Raw genomic sequence first — 17,740 nt, forward strand, 5'->3', positions numbered from 1 at the left:
TTTTTTTGCGGGAAGATACAGCGCTTTGAGAAATACAAAAAAACACCCCGCAGTTATTACCGCGAGGCGCAAAGACGTCGCTGAGAGGATTCGAACCTCCGGCCTGCCGCTTAGGAGGCGGCCGCTCTATCCAGCTGAGCTACAACGACTTATCTAACTCAATTATTATAGCACATCTTATCAGAAAATGCAAGCCCTTTTCAAAAATTTTTTTACCGTCACGAAGAAAGTGCCTTGAATGACCGCCAGGAGGGGCGTTTGGTGAGGGTCGTGCTGTCTAAACGTTCCTGTTCCTGCGGTAGGTGACAGGGCTGACATTCGTTCGGCGCCTGAACACGGTGCTGAAATACCCCGCATCGCGGAAACCGCACTGTGCCGCTATCTCAGCGACCGAAAGCGTGCTGTCAAGAAGCAGTCGGCGGGCGTTTTCGAGCCTGAGTTCGGTAAGATGGTCGTTGGGGCGGGTGTTCATGGTACTGCGGAAAAGTCGGCAGAAATGCTGGGGCGTAACGCCTGTAAGTTCGGCAAGATAACTCATGGAGATATCTTCGGCAAAATGGTCGTGCATGTATTTTAAGGCAGGCATCAGCAGCGATAGCCTGCGGCTGCGGGTGCGGTCGGCATCGGTGGTTATCAGCCGCCTGAAACCAAGCACAAATTCGTATACCAGCCCCGAACAGGTGTAGCCGCTGTAGATTATATCTGTGCGCTGTGAGTTGAGCATCTTCTCAAACAATGCTTCCATCGGTGCGATGTCGGCAGTGTGTGTGACGGTTATCTTGTCAAGACCCAGCAGTGCAAGCGTTTCGTCGCTGCCCTTGCCGTCGAAGGTTATCCACAGCATTTCCCAGCGCTCGGTGACGGGATAGTATTCGTGGGGAACATCGCGCGGCAGAAAAATAAAAGAACCCGCGGATATCTCTTCTCGCTGTCCGCCGTATTCCAGCACGCCGCAGCCGTCTGTACAGAAGAGTATCTGGTTCCAGACATAGCCCTTATGTCGGCTGATACGGGACTGCCAACTGCTGCCGCCGATGCCTGTCAGTCTGAAAGGCAGGTCGGCAAGTTCGGGGGCGTAGGGGTAGATAAATGCTTCGAGTTTCATTATTTTCACCTCTGAGATATTATAGGACTATTTAACATTAAAGTCAATCGCTTTTTGTATTTTTCGCATTTTGTACAGTTAATAATACGCATTATCTGAGATATTAAACAACACTTTAGTATTTTGAACATTTTTACATGCGCGGCGCTTAAAAATTTCCTATTGAAAATCTGAATATAACGTGCTATCATATTATCAGAAGCCTGAAACACTGCTATGCACATAAGCGATAGGGCTTCGGGTGAATGCAGGGTATGATCCGGATCGGGAAAGCCGCAGGCACACAGACCATAGTTTAATAATGTACAAAAGGAGAAATAGATGCACTACAGAAGTTCTATCACAATACTTACCATCATCTCAGCAATACTTATGACAGCCTGCGGCGGTACTGATAACGCGGCAACGGAAAGCATTCAGCAAGCAAGTACAGCGTCATCTGCGGCGGAAGAAACGTTGGCAGAGCAGACGGAGAGTCAGAAGGATAGTCAGCCCGAAGAGCGGCAGGATACTGAGGAGAACGGAATGGGAAGATACAAGGATATCATCACCGAACTGCCGCCCGACGGGTATGACACAAAGCGTGAGGGTGTAACATATCCCGAATTTGAAAAACGCAGTTACTTTTCGCAGACGGCTGAACGCGAAACTTTCTACAATGTGCTGCTTCCCGCTGACTACAGCGAGGATAAGCAGTATCCTGTGCTGTATATACTGCATGGTTTTTATGACAATGAGGACTGGATGGCGCGTGACAAGGTGGCACTCAGTCAGATACTTACAAATCTTCAGCTTGACGGCGAGGCGGAAGAGATGATAGTGGTGCTTCCATACATCTTTTGCAGTAAAGAACTGGAGTATACAACGGGCATGGACGCTGAGAATTGTCTTGCCTACGACAATTTCGTTAACGACCTTGAAACCGACCTGATGGCTGAGATAAGCAAAAACTTCTCGGTGGCTGAGGGGCGTGAGAACACAGCTGTAACAGGTTTTTCGATGGGCGGGCGTGAATCGCTGTTCATAGGGGTCACCCACCCGGAACAGTTTGGCTATATCGGCGCTTGCTGTCCCGCACCGGGTCTTGCACCCGGTCAGATATCGCCCGAAGAACTCAGCTTTGATGACGATGCCGAACCTTATGTGCTGATGATAAGTTCGTCAAATTCCGATGGCGTGGTAGGCAGTTTCCCCAACACCTATCGCGGATATTTAGATGCCAACGGCGAAGAGTTCCTTTCGCATGTAATGGAGAAGACGGGTCACGACCACACCAGTGTCAAACCTCACCTTTACAATTTCCTGCGCACGCTGTTCAAAGACTGAGCGCAAAAACGCCTTATCCCTGAAATGTTTAACCAATTCTTTCTTCTCCCGCACTGCGGGAGAGGGAAGAAAAAATTTCAGTTATTTATATAAACAGACACTCCTAAAAATTTTTTATGACTATCCCTTTAGCACACCAACTAAAAATGCGGTAAACAAAAGGATAATTGAGCGTTGTATATTTTCCCCCGCTTGCGGCGGGGGAAAATATACGCCAAGAACCTTAAGTTCTGTATAGCCGCTGTTTTTGTGGTGTGTCAGCGGGATAACCACAAAATTTTTTCATAACTTCTTCTATAGCAATCCAACTTTTTAGATTCACAAAATCCAGTTGCAAAAGCTGGGATTTATGGGTTTTGTGACTGGATTTTGTCTGAATTTTAAGGCGGATTGCTATAAATCGGATCTGCTTCCGAAAAAAGGTCTGCCCTGTAGATGATGCAGGACAGACCTTTTGCTTTTATGCGGAACATTTTCGGCACAAACAAAAAGACACCGTCCTCCCGGCTCGGTGTCTTTCTGTAGTAAGGAAAGTAAAATGAATTAAAAAACATGAATATCGTTAGTAATACGCCCACTAAGGCTTATAGTTCTCTTTGATCTCTATATAGTCCTTCATGAGTTTTACCGCACCTGCGATACCTGTCTTGGAGGTGTTTATGCACAGGTCGAAGTTTGGCGCAGCGCCCCACTTCTGGTCGGTATAATAATTATAGTAGGAAGCACGCCGTTTGTCGGTCTTCTTGATGAAGTCCTCCACCTTGTCCTTCTCTATGTCGTATCTGCCCAGTATCCTCGCCTTTTTGTCTGCCAGATCAGCAGTAAGGAAAAAGTTGACCACATTGGGATCGTCTTTCAGCACATAGTCAGCACACCTGCCGACTATGACACAGGGACCCTGAGCGCCCAGTTTGCGTATGGTATCGAACTGTGCCAGAAAGATCTTGTGGTTCAGCGGAAGATCGGGATTTATCCTGCCGTCTGCCGAAACGGGATAACTGCCCATGACCAGCGAGAACAGAAAACTGTTGGTGTGACTCTCATCATTCTTGACAAAGAGTTCTTCGCAAATACCGCTGTCTTTGGAAGCCATCTCCAGAAGTTCTTTATCATAGAACGGAATGTCAAGTTCACGGGCAAGCGTCCTGCCGACCTCGCGGCCGCCGCTGCCGAATTCACGGCTGATAGTAATGATAGACTTCATAGATGATCTCCCCTTTCTCTCTTGGGCTGAATATATTATAGCACATTATTTGTGTTTTGTATACAAAAATAATGAAAAATCTTTCACAAATTTAGTAAAAATATTTTGTGCATTTTATCAATAGACAAAAATAAAGTGCAACGTGGCTCACAAGTGAACGAAAAATGACGGAAATCTTGCATTAATTTTAAAATTTAGCCTTAATTAACTTTTGTTTAGGACTTAAAAGTGCAAAAACCTGTCCGAAAAGTGCTTTCGTTAGTCCATACTAACCAAATTAAAATAAACTAACCAAACAATTTGCGTAAAATTGCATAAAAAAATGCACGCAAGTTTGTGAATTAATTTTTCTAAAATGCTTGAAAAGAATGGCGAAATAATGTATAATAATAATGTTAACCGCGACTATTTTTCGGGGCATATACGCACTTATATCGCCCATGTGAAATGTTAAATGCGCGGCACATGATCAGTATATTTTGTTATGCAAAATTATAAGGAGGTTATTTTATGACTGAGAAAACCGTTATTCCTTTTCAGGGTACTCCTGAGCAGGAGGCACAGCTTAAGGAAGTCATTGCTAAGCACCATGACCAGCCCGGTGGACTGATGCCGACTTTGCAGGAGGCTCAGGGGATCTACGGCTATCTTCCAATCGAAGTCCAGAAGATGATCGCTGACGGACTGGGCGTATCACTGTCGGAGGTATTCGGCGTTGCTACATTCTACAGCCAGTTCTCGCTCACCCCGAAGGGTAAGCACAGGATCAGCGTCTGTCTTGGTACTGCCTGCTATGTAAAGGGCTCTGATAAGATACTGGAAGCTGTTGAGGCTAAACTTGGCATCAAGAGCGGTGAGTGTACTGCTGACGGCATGTTCTCCATCGATTCCTGCCGCTGCGTAGGCGCATGCGGTCTGGCACCTGTTATGCTGGTCGATGAAGACGTTTACGGCAAGCTCAAGCCCGATCAGGTCGCAAAGATCCTGGACAGCTACAAGTAAGGAGGTAAGGCAGTATGACTATTGAAGAACTGAATAAGATCAAAGCCGCAAAAGCGGATATAGTTAAAGTCAGAACCATCATTGCTGAAGAGGGCGAAAAGCTCGCTAAGGAAACAGGCTACCGCAAGCAGGTACTTGTCTGCGGCGGTACAGGCTGCCAGTCCTCTCATTCTATGGACGTTCTGAAGGCTCTTAAGGACGAGCTGGCTGCACAGGGCATCGCTGATGAGGTGCTTGTTGTAAGAACAGGCTGCTTCGGTCTTTGCTCACTGGGTCCCATCGTTATAGTATACCCTGAGGGTGCTTTCTATTCACAGGCAACTCCTGAGGGCATCAAGAGGATCGTTGATGAACACCTGGTAAAGGGTGAGATCTGCAAGGATCTGCTCTATAAGGAAACTGTTCATGAGGACGGTTCTATCATTTCACTGTATGAAACAAACTTCTACAGAAAGCAGAAGAGAATAGCACTGAGAAACTGCGGCGTTATCGACCCCGAAGATATCGAGGAGTACATAGCTACCGAAGGTTATCAGGCACTTTACAAGGTACTCGACTCCATGACTCCCGATGAGGTAGTTAAGGAAGTTCTTGATTCGGGCATACGCGGCAGAGGCGGCGCAGGCTTCCCCACAGGCAGAAAGTGGATGTTCACTAAGGACGCTCCCGGCGATGTCAAGTACGTTGCATGTAACGCCGATGAGGGCGATCCCGGCGCATTCATGGACAGATCGATCCTTGAGGGCGACCCCACGCTGTCATCGAGGCTATGACCATAGCTTCCTACGCGGTAGGCGCTCATCAGGGCTACGTTTATGTAAGAGCAGAGTACCCCGTTGCTGTACACAGACTCCAGATTGCTCTGGATCAGGCTAGGGAATACGGTCTGCTGGGCAAGAACATTCTGGGCAAGGGTCACGATTTCGATATCGAGATCAGACTGGGCGCAGGTGCGTTCGTCTGCGGTGAGGAAACTGCACTGCTGACCTCCATCGAGGGCAACAGAGGTGAGCCTCGTCCAAGACCTCCTTTCCCTGCTGTAAAGGGTCTGTTCGGCAAGCCTACTCTGCTGAACAACGTTGAAACTTACGCAAATATCGCACAGATCATCAGGAAGGGTGCTGCATGGTACTCCGCTATGGGTACCGAGAAGTCTAAGGGTACTAAGGTATTCGCACTGGGCGGCAAGATCACCAATGTTGGTCTGGTTGAGATACCGATGGGTACAACACTGCGCGAGATCATCGAAGAGATCGGCGGCGGCATACCTGAGGGCAAGGCATTTAAGGCTGCGCAGACAGGCGGTCCTTCGGGCGGCTGTATCCCTGCACAGCATATAGATACTCCTATCGACTACGAGAGTCTGGCTGCTCTGGGTTCGATGATGGGTTCGGGCGGACTTATCGTTATGGACGAGGACAACTGCATGGTCGATGTTTCCAAGTTCTACCTGAACTTCACCGTTGACGAGTCCTGCGGTAAATGTACTCCCTGCCGTGTAGGTACAAGAAAACTCCTGCAGCTGTTGGAGAAGATCACCGACGGCAAGGGCGAGATGGAGGATCTGGAGAAGATACAGGATCTTGCTACACACATGAAGTCCTCTTCGCTGTGCGCACTGGGTCAGTCTGCTCCTAACCCTGTTCTGTCTACATTACAGTATTTCGGTGACGAGTATCTCGCACACATCAAGGACAAGAAGTGTCCCGCAGGTGTCTGCAAGAACCTGCTTCAGTACGAGATCGTTGCTGACAAGTGCAAGGGCTGTACGCTCTGCGCAAGAAACTGTCCTGCCGGCGCTATCACAGGCACTGTCAAGAATCCTCATGTTATCGATACTGACAAGTGCATCAAGTGCGGCGTCTGCATGAGCAACTGTAAGTTCGGCGCTATCATCAAGAAGTAAGCAGAGGAGGGTACTAAACTATGGAAATGATTCATCTGAAAATAAACGGTATCCCTGTGGAAGTTCCCGCAGGCTCTACTGTTCTGGAAGCAGCTAAGGCTGCAAACGTGGATATACCTACACTCTGCTACCTGAAAGATGTCAACTGCATCGGCGCTTGCCGTATCTGCGTTGTTGAGATCACAGGCGCAAGAGGTCTGGTAGCTGCCTGCACACACCCCGCAGCTGAGGGCATGGAGGTATTCACCAACACACCTAAGGTAAGAAAGTCGAGAAAGACCACTCTGGAGCTGTTGCTCTCCAACCACAAGAAGAAGTGCCTTTCCTGCGTAAGAGCTAACAACTGCGAGCTTCAGAAGCTCAGCGTTGCTTACGGCGCAGATGAGGACAGATTCATGCCTGAGGAGATGAACAAGCCTATCGATGATTCTTCTCCTTTCCTGGTAAGAGATAACAACAAGTGCATACAGTGTATGAGATGCGTTGCTGCCTGCAAGAACGTTCAGAGCGTTTCTGTTATCGGCAACATCAGAAGAGGTTTCAACGTTCACGTTGGTTCTGCTTTTGATGCACCTCTCGCTTCCACCGCTTGCGTTGGCTGCGGACAGTGCATAGTTTCATGTCCTGTAGGCGCACTGACCGAGAAGAGCAGCGAAAAGAAGGTATGGGACGCTATCGCTGATCCCGAGAAGAAGGTAATATTCTTCACCGCTCCTTCTATCAGAGCAACTCTGGGCGAAGAGTTCGGCAACCCTGTAGGCACCAACGTTGAGGGCAAAATGGTCGCTGCTATCAGAAGACTGGGTCCCGATCAGGTGTTCAACATGGACGTTACTGCTGACCTCACTATCGTTGAGGAAGCTAACGAACTGATCGAGAGGATCACAACAGGCGGCACTCTGCCGATGTTCACTTCCTGCTGTCCCGGTTGGGTGAAGTTCTGCGAGCACTTCTATCCTGACTTCCTGCCTCATCTGTCAAGCTGCAAGTCGCCTCAGCAGATGTTCGGCGCAGTTCTGAAGAGCTACTATGCTCAGAAGAACAACATCGACCCCAAGAACCTGTTCGTTGTCAGCGTTATCCCCTGCACAGCAAAGAAGTTCGAGGTAACAAGAGAAGAGCAGAGAGAGGGCGACTTCGACGATGTTGATGTTGCACTGACTACCCGCGAACTGGGCAGAATGATCCGCGAGGCAGGTATCGACTTCAATTCTCTGCCTGACGAGCAGTTCGATGATCCGTTTGAAACTGCTTCGGGCGCAGGCGCTATCTTCGGCGCAACAGGCGGCGTTATGGAAGCTGCACTGAGAACCGCAGCTGTCAAGCTGGACGGCAAGTGCGAGCCGCTGGAGTTCACTGAGGTAAGAGGCACTAAGGGCATCAAGGAAGCTACTTACACCGTTGGCGGCGTTACTGTCAAGGTTGCAGTTGCTTCGGGTCTTGCTAACGCAAGAGAGATCGTTGAGGGCATCATCAAGGGCGAAAAGGATTACCAGTTCGTTGAGATCATGGCTTGTCCCGGCGGCTGCATCAACGGCGGCGGTCAGCCTGTTCAGAGCGACAGCGTAAGAAACTTCGTTGACCTTAAGACACTCAGGGCTAAGGCACTGTACGATGCTGACAGCAGCATGAAGCTGAGAATGTCGCATGAGAGCCCTGTTATGGATATGCTCTATAAAGAGTTCTTCGAGAAGCCGGGCGCTCACAAGGCACATGAGTACCTGCACACCACCTACGTTCCAAGAGGTAAGTATCAGGACTGATAATTATATTAAACGACATAAATTTCAAAACATTCAGCGCTCACAGCCACAAAAAACATAGCGTCTGCGAGCGCTGAATGTAGAAATAAATATGTCGTTTACTATAAATGATATCACCCCGCAGAGCCTATCTGCGGGGTGTTTTTGCATTGAAAAAGCCTGCGGAAATCTGCCGCAGGCTCTTCGTATAAATGGAGAAAAGTGAAATATCAGTATTTTACGCCCCAGATGCTTTCGTTACTGCCTACAGCCGAGAATGTCATCACTTCGGTCTGTGCTTCATCAAGCATCTTGCAGAATACGCCGCTGTAGGTCTTGCCGCCGATGGTGACGGTCATTCGATAGCTGTCCTCTTCCATCGTCCATGTGCCTTCATCGTTCGCCGTCTTTGCCTTGCCGTCACGATTTAAGTAGAGTATCACAGGTTGGGCGATATCTGCGCTGATATCAGTACCCTGATCTGTCATATAGTACCTGCCTTCGACCTCAGCCATAGAATAGCCGCACTCGCTGACAGTTTCGCCCCTCGTCTGGTATGGGAGCATACATATCCAGCCCTCAGCATTCAGGAGGTATTGGTGGGTGCGCGGTGCGTGACCCTCAGTGTTATTGTCAAAGCGGGTGTGGTAAACGATGTACTTCTTGCCGTCATCGTCAACAAAAGCCGAGTTGTGACCCGTTGCCATATAAGCGCGGTTAAGGCTGGGAAGCATGTAATTGCCCGAAAGTTTCAGCCCGTAGCCCGCAGGGTCAACGCCAGATGGCAGTTCACTGCCGTTCATGTCCACATAGTCGCCGTCAGGCTTGTCACTGCGGAATACCCTTATCTGGTAGCCGCCCTCGCGGCTTAGTGCGCCGTAGGATATGAACAGGTAGTAATAGCCGCTGTCTTCGTCATAGAGGATATACGGCGCTTCGCCCGATTTTCCGCCGCCGCCCGCAATGCGCTTGCCGAAGTACGGGTCAACGCCGTTCGCTTCATTGGCTTTGGGGTGTATAGGAAGACCTGTCGCTTCGTCTATCTCCAGCAGGAAGATGCCGCCGCTCCACGAACCGTAAGTCAGCCACATCTTACCCTCAGCATCATAGAAAACGGTGGGGTCGATGGCATTCGGGTACTGCCTTGAAGCGTAGCTTTTGCCGCTCCAGTAGTGCGAACTTGCGTAGTCGAGGTCAACATAGTCAAGCACATCGGTGTACTTGACGGTACTGCCGTAAAATCCCGAATAGATGAACGCGCCCTGCCACTCAAAAGGTCCTTCGGGTGAGTCTGAGGTGGCATAGCAGAGGTTTGAGGTACACCAGTTGGAGGTGGTGCAGTAGTACATCACGTACTTGCCCATCTTTTTGTTGTAGATGACATCGGGTGCCCAGACATGTTCTGTGCCGCCGTTATCGGCATCATCGGTCTTAACGATGCTGGTGGGACTGCCTGCGTATTTGAATGCTTCGTCGTAGACATCGTAAATTTGTCCGTACACATTATTGTCGGCACTGTAGCCGTTCGCCATATACTGCCACGACATAAGGTCATCACACTTGGCGGCAGACATGTGTGAACCGTAGATATAATAGGTGTCACCGACTTTCAGCACCGATGGGTCGTGAACAGCCGCGCACGCGGGTATATTGCGCTTTTTGATGCCCGCATAGTTCATCTCGAAATCGTAGTCGGGTTCAACATAAGGTTCATCGGGCTGTGAGCTGTCATCAGTCTGCGATGATGTATCATCTGACGACTTGCTGTCACTGTCGGAAGGCGAACTGCTTGTGGGTACATCATTTTCTGAACCTGTGTAAGAAGACGGTGAACTGCTTGTGGGTACATCGTTTTCTGAACCTGTGTAAGAAGACGGTGAACTGCTTGTGGGCACATCATTTTCTGAACCTGTGCAGGAACTGTCATCTCTTTTATTTTTTATCGGCTTAACGCCCTTGACATGGGCGGCAAGCAGCGAAACATCGGTGATGTTCACCTTGCCGTCACCGTTGATATCTGCGGCGCTGAGAGAGTCTTCGTCCAGCGCGCGGACATTTTTTACATAAGCCGCGCACAGCGAGATATCTTTTACATTGATAATGTCGTCACCACTGACATCTCCTAACTTCCTGTCAGCCAGCGCTGAACCGTAGGGTACGGCTGTCAGCGCCATCACTGCCGCCAGAGAGGCAGCAAATTTTCTGCTTTTCATCACTACACCTCGTTATCGTTCATTTAAATATAAGGACTTAATTTTGATAGCTTTTGTTTATTCTAACATATTGTAAGTACATTTGTCAATAGAATGGGAGAACTTTCTCTTTTTTCATAGTTTATGATGGGTCTGCATAGCGCTGATTGTACGTGTACGTACAAATAAGTGCGGTATTTTTGTTCAAAGATATAGAAATTTTCGGAAATAGTTGACATTTTTGCAATAATGTGCTATTATTTGTAAAGACAATCAAATTCGGCTGTAACAACAAAAGGGTTAATTTTATTAACAAAATCTGAAATGTTGTTCAAAAAGATGCGCGGCAGTGCATTAATATTATGATCTGAGGAGGAACAGTGGTATGAAAAAGAAGTTTTATGCAGGTATGGTCGCACTGACTATGGCAGTCACAGGCGCGATGCCCGTGTTTGCGGTCGAAAAGGTCGATGAGATAACAGGCGACCTTAGTGTCAGCGGTTTCTTCGCTGAACGCACCAACGCTGTCGAACTGAAAAGCGGCGAGCAGTACACCTTTACGTTCGACAACCAGTCAAACGGCTCGAACAACTGGGAAAACTTCGTTATGGCGGTAACGGGTGCTGTCGGTGCCGACTATGTTGATGCAGGACAGGAAATATTTGTTGTCAGAGCCGATTCATGGGGCTGGGGCGGCGGAATGTCCGACTTTGTAGCGCCTAATGCCGCTGAGGGCAATAAGCTGGCTTTCACCAATGATGTTGCGAACTGGGCTGACTGGGCACCCGCGATGCAGGCAGGCGTTTCCTGTGAGGTAAATATAGGCAGGCAGGGTGACACACTTATCTACAATGCGAAGATAGGCGAGTACACAGTTTCAACTTCGGCTACATCGGGCGTTGCACTGCCTGAAAGCTGCTATGTGTTCTTTACAGGTGAGAACTGTGATCTGACAAACTTCACCACAACAAAGAGCGAGTACAAGAACCCCAACGCACTGAACGTTGTTGACGAACTTTCGGGTGACCTGACGGTAGGGGCGTTCTACTCTGCAAAGAGCGATGCTGTAAAGGTCGCTGACGGTGACAGCGTTACCATAAAGTTCAGCGACAAATCCAACGGCGAAAACAACTGGGACAACTTCGTTGTGGGTATAGCAGGCGATGCTGAGGGCTACAGCGGCGCAGCTTCCGAGATAATGAATATCCGCGCTGATGCTTACGGCTGGGGCGGCGGCATGTCTGACTTTGTTGCACCCGGCAATGAGGGCAATGCTCTGCTGTTTGTGAACGACATCGACTTCGAGAAATTCGCATCTGAGATGCAGGCGGGGGCAGATGTCGAACTGACCGTCAGCAAGGACGGCGATATGATAATATACGAAGCAAAAATAGCGGGCTACAGCGTTGAGATGGCAGCGGTATCGGGCGTTGCACTGCCTGAGGATATCTATGTATACCTTTCAGGCGAAAACTGTACGCTGACAGATATCAGCATAGTCAAGGAAGATGTTCCCGATGACAGCAGCGACTCAGACAGCAGTGATACTGACAGCAAGCCTGACGACAGTGAACCTGACAGCAGCACTTCCGATGGTGAGGACAGCAGCAAGCCCGACAGCGGCGACTCTGACAGCAGCACAACTGACAGTGATGACAGCAGCAAGCCTGATGACCAGCCTGATACTCCTAAGGGTAAGAAGGGTGATATCAACGGCGATGACAAGGTGAATGTCACTGACGTTTCGCTGGCGGCGGCACACGTAAAGGGTGTCAAGAGTCTCAGCGGCGACAAGCTGGCTAAGGCAGATGTCAACGGTGACGGCAAGGTGAATGTCACCGATGTTTCGCTTATCGCGGCGCATATAAAGGGCATAAAAACACTTAAGTAAAGCATAAAAAATCAGGGGAACGCTGAGCGGCGCTCCCCTTTTTGTGTTTATGGCATAAAAATGCCCGACAGCACAGTGCAGTCGGGCAGGAAGTTATCTGCAAAGAGATTTGAGCGTTTCCACCTCTTCGACCTCGTCATCGGTGACCTCGCCGTCCGAACTTATGATTATCTCGCAGAGATAGCCAAGCAGTTCCTTGTAATCTATGGCAAGGCTGGGGCTGATGCCGCGCAGTCTGGTGAAAGCATCGCTGAAATCACTCTCAAAGTAATCGCCCAGCAGCATATCACTGCACCCGCGATAAAGTTCGAGAAGTTCCTGCGAAGTGTAGTCAAAATCAAAAAGCTGGTTATAATACCTTACCTCGTTGATATTGATAACGCCGTCAGCCGCGATGAGACGCAGTGCCACCGTAGCAAGGTCATAGCCGTAAAAGCCTTTCAGTGAGCCATCGCCGCACTTGTCAAGCATGCCGACCCTCTGCACGATGTCGCACTGTTTCTTGAAACGTTCATACTTCATCTTGAAATTCAGTGTGAGGTCATCTATATCATTTATATTGGTCATGGTAAAATTCCTTTCTGCTTTATTTCCTTGATATGACTTAATTATACATGAAACATGACTTTTTGTCAAGCGGGAATATTAGCATTTTCGCAACAAAGCGTTGCAATTTTTGAAAGTCGGACGAAAAAGAATGAAAATGATGTGAAAAAGTTTCTTTTATTGACCGCTCCGCGTAATTGACAATTCATGGGTGCTGTGATATAATGTCTTCTGTAAATATATGAAAAGAGGGGCACGACATGAAAATAATAGCTATATCCGCCGTGACAGCGGGCGGAAAGACCACAATAGTCAATGCGCTGAAAGACCGTCTGCCGAAAGCGGCGGTGCTTTATTTTGACGACTATGACTTTGACGGAGAAGTTGAAGATTACGCAAAATGGCTGGCTGACGGCGCAGATGTCAACGTGTGGGACTTATCTCCGCTTAAAGCAGATATTGACAGGCTGATAAGCGGCGGCGAATATGAGTATATCCTGCTGGATTATCCCTTTGCGTATGACCACAGAATGCTGGAGGGCTATATCGACTGCTGTATCTTCATCGACACGCCCCTTGATGTGGCACTGGCACGCCGTGTGCTGAGGGATATGCAGTCTGCGCCTGCGGAGGATATCCTCTCTGAGATGCGGTCGTATCTGCAATATGCACGCCCTGCATTTGTACACATGCAGAATGGGCATCAGGCATCTGCCGACTATGTGATAGACGGCACAAAAGCAGTTTCCGATATCGCAGAAGAGATATGCGGCATAATTTCGGGCATCTGAGGAGAAAAATGGGCAGATCACTTAATGTTGACCACATATTTAACGCTGAAAAGCTGACAAAAGCGCAGTTCAAAAAGCGGTTCACAGACATGATGAAAGCGAAAGGTTACACGTCAGCGAAAGCAGACGATGCCGAACTTTGTTATGCGCTTGTATTTTCTGCTGACAGAAAATGGGCGCGACACACGCAAAGAAGCCGCAGAACTCGCAATAAATCTAGGCGTGCCGGTGCTTGGCGTTGAACTGACAGACAGCGATTTTGCCTAACTTTGCTATGCTCCGGCTTTTTCTAAGGACAGAGGTTGGGTAACGGTACTTTTGGAAGAAAGTTCCGACACACGCAAAGAAGCCGCATAATTTGCCAAAAGTCTCGGCATGCAGGTGCTTGACGTTGAACCGGCAGACAGCGATTTTGCCGAACTTACGCTGTTCGACAAAATCGGCGCACCTGCCGATACCATGTTTTTAGGCGAGCCATACTTCGATGAAGTGCCCGAACCATCGCCTCTGAAATGGCAGACTATTCTCGGCATTGACCGGGCAAAAGTCGAAAAGATAACCGCCAACTATATTCAATTCCCGATATAACATCGTTTATTTTGGTGTGTCGGCGTGGAAAGCAATACACAACCAAATTGGGGCTGTATCAAAAAACTATTTGTACTGATCACTGACTTTGCATTTTGTTTTTGCAATACAGGAATAGTAGATAGTTCATGGATCTATTTGAAATAAACAAGCAAATAATTACTTTCAGAATAATATGTTTGATGATAGTATTTCAGTTAGCAGTACCCATAGTATCGCCTGTGATCTCTTTTGCTGACGAGGTGTATAAAATCGGTGCAGAAAGAGCATAAAACAATAAAAATAAGCGTGAAATATCAAAATAAACAAAAACCCACAGTGCGAAGCTGTTTACTTTGGGACAACTCACAAAGAAATTTTCTCAAAAAAACCTTGACAAATCCGAGAAAATGATGTATAATAATTAAGTCGTTATGGGAGATAACAAAAGGCGGTATAGCTCAGTTGGCTAGAGCACTTGGTTCATACCCAGGGTGTCACCGGTTCAAATCCAGTTACCGCCACCACTTCTTATCTCCCGTAATATTATGGCCCGTTGGTCAAGAGGTTAAGACGACGCCCTTTCACGGCGTAATCATGGGTTCAATTCCCGTACGGGTCATCTTGACTATAGCTCTGAAACAGCGTAGATGCGCAGTTTCAGAGCTTTTCTTTTTGCCTGAAATCGCTTCTGTCCATTGTCTGTCCATTACGCTTATTTCGCTGAACTTTGTATATCTTTTGAGTAATTCTTATTGGTTGTCATTGTTATGCCGGGCGGGTCTGTCGGATTGTCCTCATGCTTCTTCTTGAAGTCAAGAACATTAGCGATAGCCTCGCCTGCTCTTGCCTGTGCCTGCTGAAAGACATGACAGTAAATTGAGGTCGTAGTCCCCTTGCCAAATGGTAACACACTTTCGTATGGTGTGTAAACAACGTAAATAAGCCTTAAAACAGGCTTCTCTTGTCTTTCAGCGGTTCATCGAGCAGTTTGTAGTAGATGTAGATCTCACGGGGCTGCCCTTCCACATAGGCATCAAGGGTGATATACTCGATCAGCTCTAAGCACATCTCACGGGTAAGCTCCTGAACATCGGTGTACCTTCTCAGACGCTCCATGAACATGGCTACATCTTCTTCATCCTGCCTGATCGTGGAGAACTTTTCTTCAAGCTCGGCAACTTCTGCGGACAACTCTTTCTGTTCGGTCTCGTACTTTGCTATCAGCTTCATCGCTACGTCCTCTGATACCTTGCCGAGGACTTTGTCCTCATAGATGTTCTGGATCAGCGTATCAAGCTCCTGCAAACGAAATTTGCCATCTGACAGCTTCTTGGTGTCAACGGAATACTGCTCCTCGTGGTGCTTCGCCTTGCGTGCAAGAAATTCCGCTTTTGCCTTTTCTTTGTCCTCCACCACAAGCTGTGCAAGGCTGCGAATATCTTCAAGTACAATTGCGTCTATATCTTGCATTTTGATGTAGTGGCTGGGACAGTAACGCTTGCCGAACTTCATGTAAGAGGTGCAGTTGTAATTGTGGCGAAGATACTTTCTCGGCTTTTTCTTACTGCCGTTCGTAGTGTTGTTCCACGCAAGACGGACTTTGTTTCCGCAGTCCTGACAGTAGATCAAACCGCTTAGATTTGCTACATATCCGCTGCTGTTACGCTTGCCCTGCGACACCGACTGCTCCATCTCACGAACCCTGTCCCAAAGCTCCTGAGAAACGATAGGCTCATGCGTATTTTTTACAACGATCATATCGTCCTCATCGTTCTTAATGACCTTGTGATTTTTGTAGCTGACAGTTCTTGTGCGGAGCTGAACAAGATGTCCGAGGTAGGTGTAGTTGTGAAGTATCTGCCTGACCGTTTCGGGACTCCACATATGTCTTGTTCTGCGAGGATTAGGCTTGCCGAGTTTTGTGTAGTAGTAATCTGACGGTATCGGCACACCGTCCTCATTGAGCTTATCAGCAATGTGGTGCGGACTGATACCGCTTGCACGCATTTCAAAGATATTGCGGACAATAGGTGCGGCATCGGGATCGATCACAGGCAGATGATTCGGATCATCGCCTTTCGTGTAACCGAACGGAGCGCAGGTCGTGCGATACTTGCCTGCCTTTGCATTGGCTTCGATAACTGCCTTGATTTTCTTAGAAGTCGAAGCTGCGTGCCATTCGTTGAACAAGTTGACGATTGGCATCATGTCAAGTGCTGAGGTATCCTTGCTTGCGGTATCCACATTATCGTTGAGAGCGATGAAGCGGATATTATAACTCGGAAAAATGTAGTCAACATATCTGCCGACTTCGATATAGTTTCTTCCGAAACGGCTGAGGTCTTTGCAGATGATAAGATTGATCTTCCCCGACTGAGCATCGGACAGCAATCTCTGCACCGCAGGTCTGTCGAAGTCCGTACCGCTCCACCCATCATCGACGTAGGTATCGACGAGATTCCAACCTTGTTCCTTGACATACTTGGTGAGGATAAGTTTCTGGTTTTCTATTGACAGGGATTCGCCGGCTCTCATATCCTCCTGTGAGAGGCGAACGTAAATTCCTGCATTGTAAATGGTCTGCTTTGCCATAGTAACTCCTTTCAAATCAAAGCAGTACCATACCGACATCTTCAGTATAGCGCAAAATGCCGGTATAGTCAATGCTTTGCCGACAAAATTACGCCAGTGTTTCTTTCATGGCTCTTTCAAAGGCGAGCCTGCCGATCACTTCGTCGATATTTTTCTCTCCGACGAAGCGGCTGTGAACGATGTACTTCTTTCCGTCGATCTCATATTCCGAGACACGCTCAGGGAAGTCCTTGTACTTCTCGTTCAGCTCAAACATCTTTCCTGCCTTTTCTCTATCTACGGCAGTATAATTTTTATTCATAGCGAATTTTACTCCTTTAGCTTCTCTGTCTCTATGCTTTAGAGTCGAGGGCTTCGCTTTCTATCTCTCACCCTCATAATAGCCGTAAGATCGGCTCAGTGTTTTGAGCCGACTGAGTATTTTACGGCTACACTTTTTGTTATCGGATAGTTTTAATCCTCATAGGGATTCGCTTTATCCGTAAAGCTCATTTGTTGACCGAAGTCAGCGGTAAGATCGACGGTATCGCTTTTCTCAGTATCCGTGTTTCCACCTCCGACCAGTTTTAGCAGCTCGTCATCGGACAGACCACTTGCACGGAGTTTCTGTAACAGTGAATGTTCCAAGGTGATGATCTCATCAAGCTCACGGGGCTTGCAGTTGTATTCCTCCGCCATAGCCAGACGGGAAACTTCTTTCAGCTTGTCCTCCAGCGTTTTCTTCTTAGCCGTATCGCTGGCGATACGCTTTTCCAAACCTTTGATCTTCTCGATGAGCTGATCTCTTTTCTCTGTATAGATGCCCATAGAAAAATCACAACCTTTCATTTTTGTTCTCAGCAGGCAGAGCCGAGTGACCGAAGCCCACCTGCT

14 protein-coding genes, 3 tRNA genes and 1 pseudogene are annotated in these 17,740 nt (G+C 48.1%); 10 read left to right on the forward strand and 8 right to left on the reverse strand.

The annotated features are described in order from the left end of the window. Nucleotides 1-75: 75 nt before the first annotated feature. Nucleotides 76-149, reverse strand: a tRNA-Arg gene (locus tag CUS_RS17155). A gap of 128 nt (nucleotides 150-277) precedes the next feature. Then, the gene (locus CUS_RS17160; RefSeq protein ID WP_002853157.1) at nucleotides 278-1,105 is read right to left on the reverse strand and encodes a helix-turn-helix domain-containing protein; all 828 of its coding nucleotides are present in this window, start codon (nucleotides 1,103-1,105) and stop codon (nucleotides 278-280) included. 321 nt (nucleotides 1,106-1,426) lie between these two features. On the opposite strand from CUS_RS17160, the gene CUS_RS17165 reads away from it, so the two are divergent. Next, on the forward strand, nucleotides 1,427-2,431 hold the full coding sequence (locus CUS_RS17165; RefSeq protein WP_002853158.1) for an alpha/beta hydrolase: 1,005 nt from the start codon (nucleotides 1,427-1,429) through the stop codon (nucleotides 2,429-2,431). A 577-nt stretch (nucleotides 2,432-3,008) separates the two neighbouring features. On the opposite strand, the gene CUS_RS17170 is transcribed toward CUS_RS17165, so the two are convergent. After that, nucleotides 3,009-3,635: an AAA family ATPase gene (locus CUS_RS17170; RefSeq protein ID WP_002853132.1), complete on the reverse strand. Its 627-nt coding sequence runs from the start codon at nucleotides 3,633-3,635 to the stop codon at nucleotides 3,009-3,011. A 510-nt stretch (nucleotides 3,636-4,145) separates the two neighbouring features. Here CUS_RS17170 and nuoE point away from each other — a divergent pair. The 3 genes and pseudogenes from nuoE to CUS_RS17185 all read left to right on the forward strand — a co-directional run bounded on the left by nuoE (nucleotide 4,146) and on the right by CUS_RS17185 (nucleotide 8,306). Continuing rightward, nucleotides 4,146-4,637, forward strand: coding sequence for an NADH-quinone oxidoreductase subunit NuoE (gene nuoE / locus CUS_RS17175; protein WP_002853143.1), 492 nt, complete (start codon nucleotides 4,146-4,148; stop codon nucleotides 4,635-4,637). 20 nt (nucleotides 4,638-4,657) lie between these two features. Then, a pseudogene (locus tag CUS_RS17180) lies at nucleotides 4,658-6,543 on the forward strand (NADH-ubiquinone oxidoreductase-F iron-sulfur binding region domain-containing protein). Between the two features lie 20 nt (nucleotides 6,544-6,563). Continuing rightward, complete coding sequence (locus CUS_RS17185) at nucleotides 6,564-8,306, forward strand: NADH-dependent [FeFe] hydrogenase, group A6 (protein WP_002853139.1); 1,743 nt, start codon at nucleotides 6,564-6,566, stop codon at nucleotides 8,304-8,306. Between the two features lie 209 nt (nucleotides 8,307-8,515). On the opposite strand, the gene CUS_RS17190 is transcribed toward CUS_RS17185, so the two are convergent. Next, nucleotides 8,516-10,498, reverse strand: coding sequence for a family 43 glycosylhydrolase (locus tag CUS_RS17190; RefSeq protein WP_002853149.1), 1,983 nt, complete (start codon nucleotides 10,496-10,498; stop codon nucleotides 8,516-8,518). 364 nt (nucleotides 10,499-10,862) lie between these two features. Here CUS_RS17190 and CUS_RS20575 point away from each other — a divergent pair, with 364 nt between their 5' ends. Beyond that, complete coding sequence (locus CUS_RS20575) at nucleotides 10,863-12,368, forward strand: dockerin type I repeat-containing protein (RefSeq protein ID WP_002853159.1); 1,506 nt, start codon at nucleotides 10,863-10,865, stop codon at nucleotides 12,366-12,368. A gap of 93 nt (nucleotides 12,369-12,461) precedes the next feature. On the opposite strand, the gene CUS_RS17200 is transcribed toward CUS_RS20575, so the two are convergent. Further along, complete coding sequence (locus CUS_RS17200; RefSeq protein ID WP_002853152.1) at nucleotides 12,462-12,935, reverse strand: TerB family tellurite resistance protein; 474 nt, start codon at nucleotides 12,933-12,935, stop codon at nucleotides 12,462-12,464. 239 nt (nucleotides 12,936-13,174) lie between these two features. Between CUS_RS17200 and CUS_RS17205 the strand changes: the two genes are divergently transcribed. The 5 genes from CUS_RS17205 (at nucleotide 13,175) to CUS_RS17225 (ending at nucleotide 14,894) form a co-directional block, all read left to right on the forward strand. Next, nucleotides 13,175-13,705 (forward strand): uridine kinase, encoded by a 531-nt coding sequence (locus tag CUS_RS17205; RefSeq protein WP_002853147.1) that lies wholly within the window; start codon nucleotides 13,175-13,177, stop codon nucleotides 13,703-13,705. A gap of 129 nt (nucleotides 13,706-13,834) precedes the next feature. After that, nucleotides 13,835-13,972 carry a hypothetical protein gene (locus CUS_RS19970; protein ID WP_002853141.1) on the forward strand — a complete coding sequence of 46 codons (138 nt, stop codon included), beginning with the start codon at nucleotides 13,835-13,837 and terminating at the stop codon, nucleotides 13,970-13,972. A gap of 108 nt (nucleotides 13,973-14,080) precedes the next feature. Then, nucleotides 14,081-14,293 carry a hypothetical protein gene (locus CUS_RS17215; protein WP_002853154.1) on the forward strand — a complete coding sequence of 71 codons (213 nt, stop codon included), beginning with the start codon at nucleotides 14,081-14,083 and terminating at the stop codon, nucleotides 14,291-14,293. A gap of 429 nt (nucleotides 14,294-14,722) precedes the next feature. Next, nucleotides 14,723-14,799 (forward strand) — tRNA-Met (locus CUS_RS17220). Between the two features lie 23 nt (nucleotides 14,800-14,822). Beyond that, nucleotides 14,823-14,894: transfer RNA gene (locus CUS_RS17225), tRNA-Glu, on the forward strand. A 326-nt stretch (nucleotides 14,895-15,220) separates the two neighbouring features. Here the strand turns inward: CUS_RS17225 and CUS_RS17230 are convergent. The 3 genes from CUS_RS17230 to CUS_RS17240 all read right to left on the reverse strand — a co-directional run. Then, complete coding sequence (locus tag CUS_RS17230; protein WP_002853124.1) at nucleotides 15,221-16,867, reverse strand: recombinase family protein; 1,647 nt, start codon at nucleotides 16,865-16,867, stop codon at nucleotides 15,221-15,223. Between the two features lie 88 nt (nucleotides 16,868-16,955). After that, nucleotides 16,956-17,168 carry a hypothetical protein gene (locus tag CUS_RS17235; protein ID WP_002853145.1) on the reverse strand — a complete coding sequence of 71 codons (213 nt, stop codon included), beginning with the start codon at nucleotides 17,166-17,168 and terminating at the stop codon, nucleotides 16,956-16,958. A gap of 152 nt (nucleotides 17,169-17,320) precedes the next feature. After that, the coding region (locus CUS_RS17240; RefSeq protein ID WP_242831565.1) for a hypothetical protein at nucleotides 17,321-17,740 on the reverse strand (420 nt) is incomplete at its 5' end.

This window comes from Hominimerdicola alba 8 (genome assembly GCF_000178155.2).
Classification (GTDB): Bacteria; Bacillota; Clostridia; order Oscillospirales; family Ruminococcaceae; genus Hominimerdicola; species Hominimerdicola alba_C.

What these genes read in the sequence shown, in the direction of transcription:
- CUS_RS20575 (WP_002853159.1), top strand. Translation starts at nt 10,863, where the DNA reads ATGAAAAAGAAGTTTTATGCAGGTATGGTCGCACTGACTATGGCAGTC.
- CUS_RS17170 (WP_002853132.1), bottom strand. Translation starts at nt 3,635, where the DNA reads ATGAAGTCTATCATTACTATCAGCCGTGAATTCGGCAGCGGCGGCCGC.
- CUS_RS17205 (WP_002853147.1), top strand. Translation starts at nt 13,175, where the DNA reads ATGAAAATAATAGCTATATCCGCCGTGACAGCGGGCGGAAAGACCACA.
- CUS_RS17160 (WP_002853157.1), bottom strand. Translation starts at nt 1,105, where the DNA reads ATGAAACTCGAAGCATTTATCTACCCCTACGCCCCCGAACTTGCCGAC.
- CUS_RS17235 (WP_002853145.1), bottom strand. Translation starts at nt 17,168, where the DNA reads ATGAATAAAAATTATACTGCCGTAGATAGAGAAAAGGCAGGAAAGATG.
- CUS_RS17190 (WP_002853149.1), bottom strand. Translation starts at nt 10,498, where the DNA reads ATGAAAAGCAGAAAATTTGCTGCCTCTCTGGCGGCAGTGATGGCGCTG.
- nuoE (WP_002853143.1), top strand. Translation starts at nt 4,146, where the DNA reads ATGACTGAGAAAACCGTTATTCCTTTTCAGGGTACTCCTGAGCAGGAG.
- CUS_RS17185 (WP_002853139.1), top strand. Translation starts at nt 6,564, where the DNA reads ATGGAAATGATTCATCTGAAAATAAACGGTATCCCTGTGGAAGTTCCC.
- CUS_RS17165 (WP_002853158.1), top strand. Translation starts at nt 1,427, where the DNA reads ATGCACTACAGAAGTTCTATCACAATACTTACCATCATCTCAGCAATA.
- CUS_RS17230 (WP_002853124.1), bottom strand. Translation starts at nt 16,867, where the DNA reads ATGGCAAAGCAGACCATTTACAATGCAGGAATTTACGTTCGCCTCTCA.
- CUS_RS17200 (WP_002853152.1), bottom strand. Translation starts at nt 12,935, where the DNA reads ATGACCAATATAAATGATATAGATGACCTCACACTGAATTTCAAGATG.
- CUS_RS17215 (WP_002853154.1), top strand. Translation starts at nt 14,081, where the DNA reads ATGCAGGTGCTTGACGTTGAACCGGCAGACAGCGATTTTGCCGAACTT.
- CUS_RS19970 (WP_002853141.1), top strand. Translation starts at nt 13,835, where the DNA reads ATGCCGAACTTTGTTATGCGCTTGTATTTTCTGCTGACAGAAAATGGG.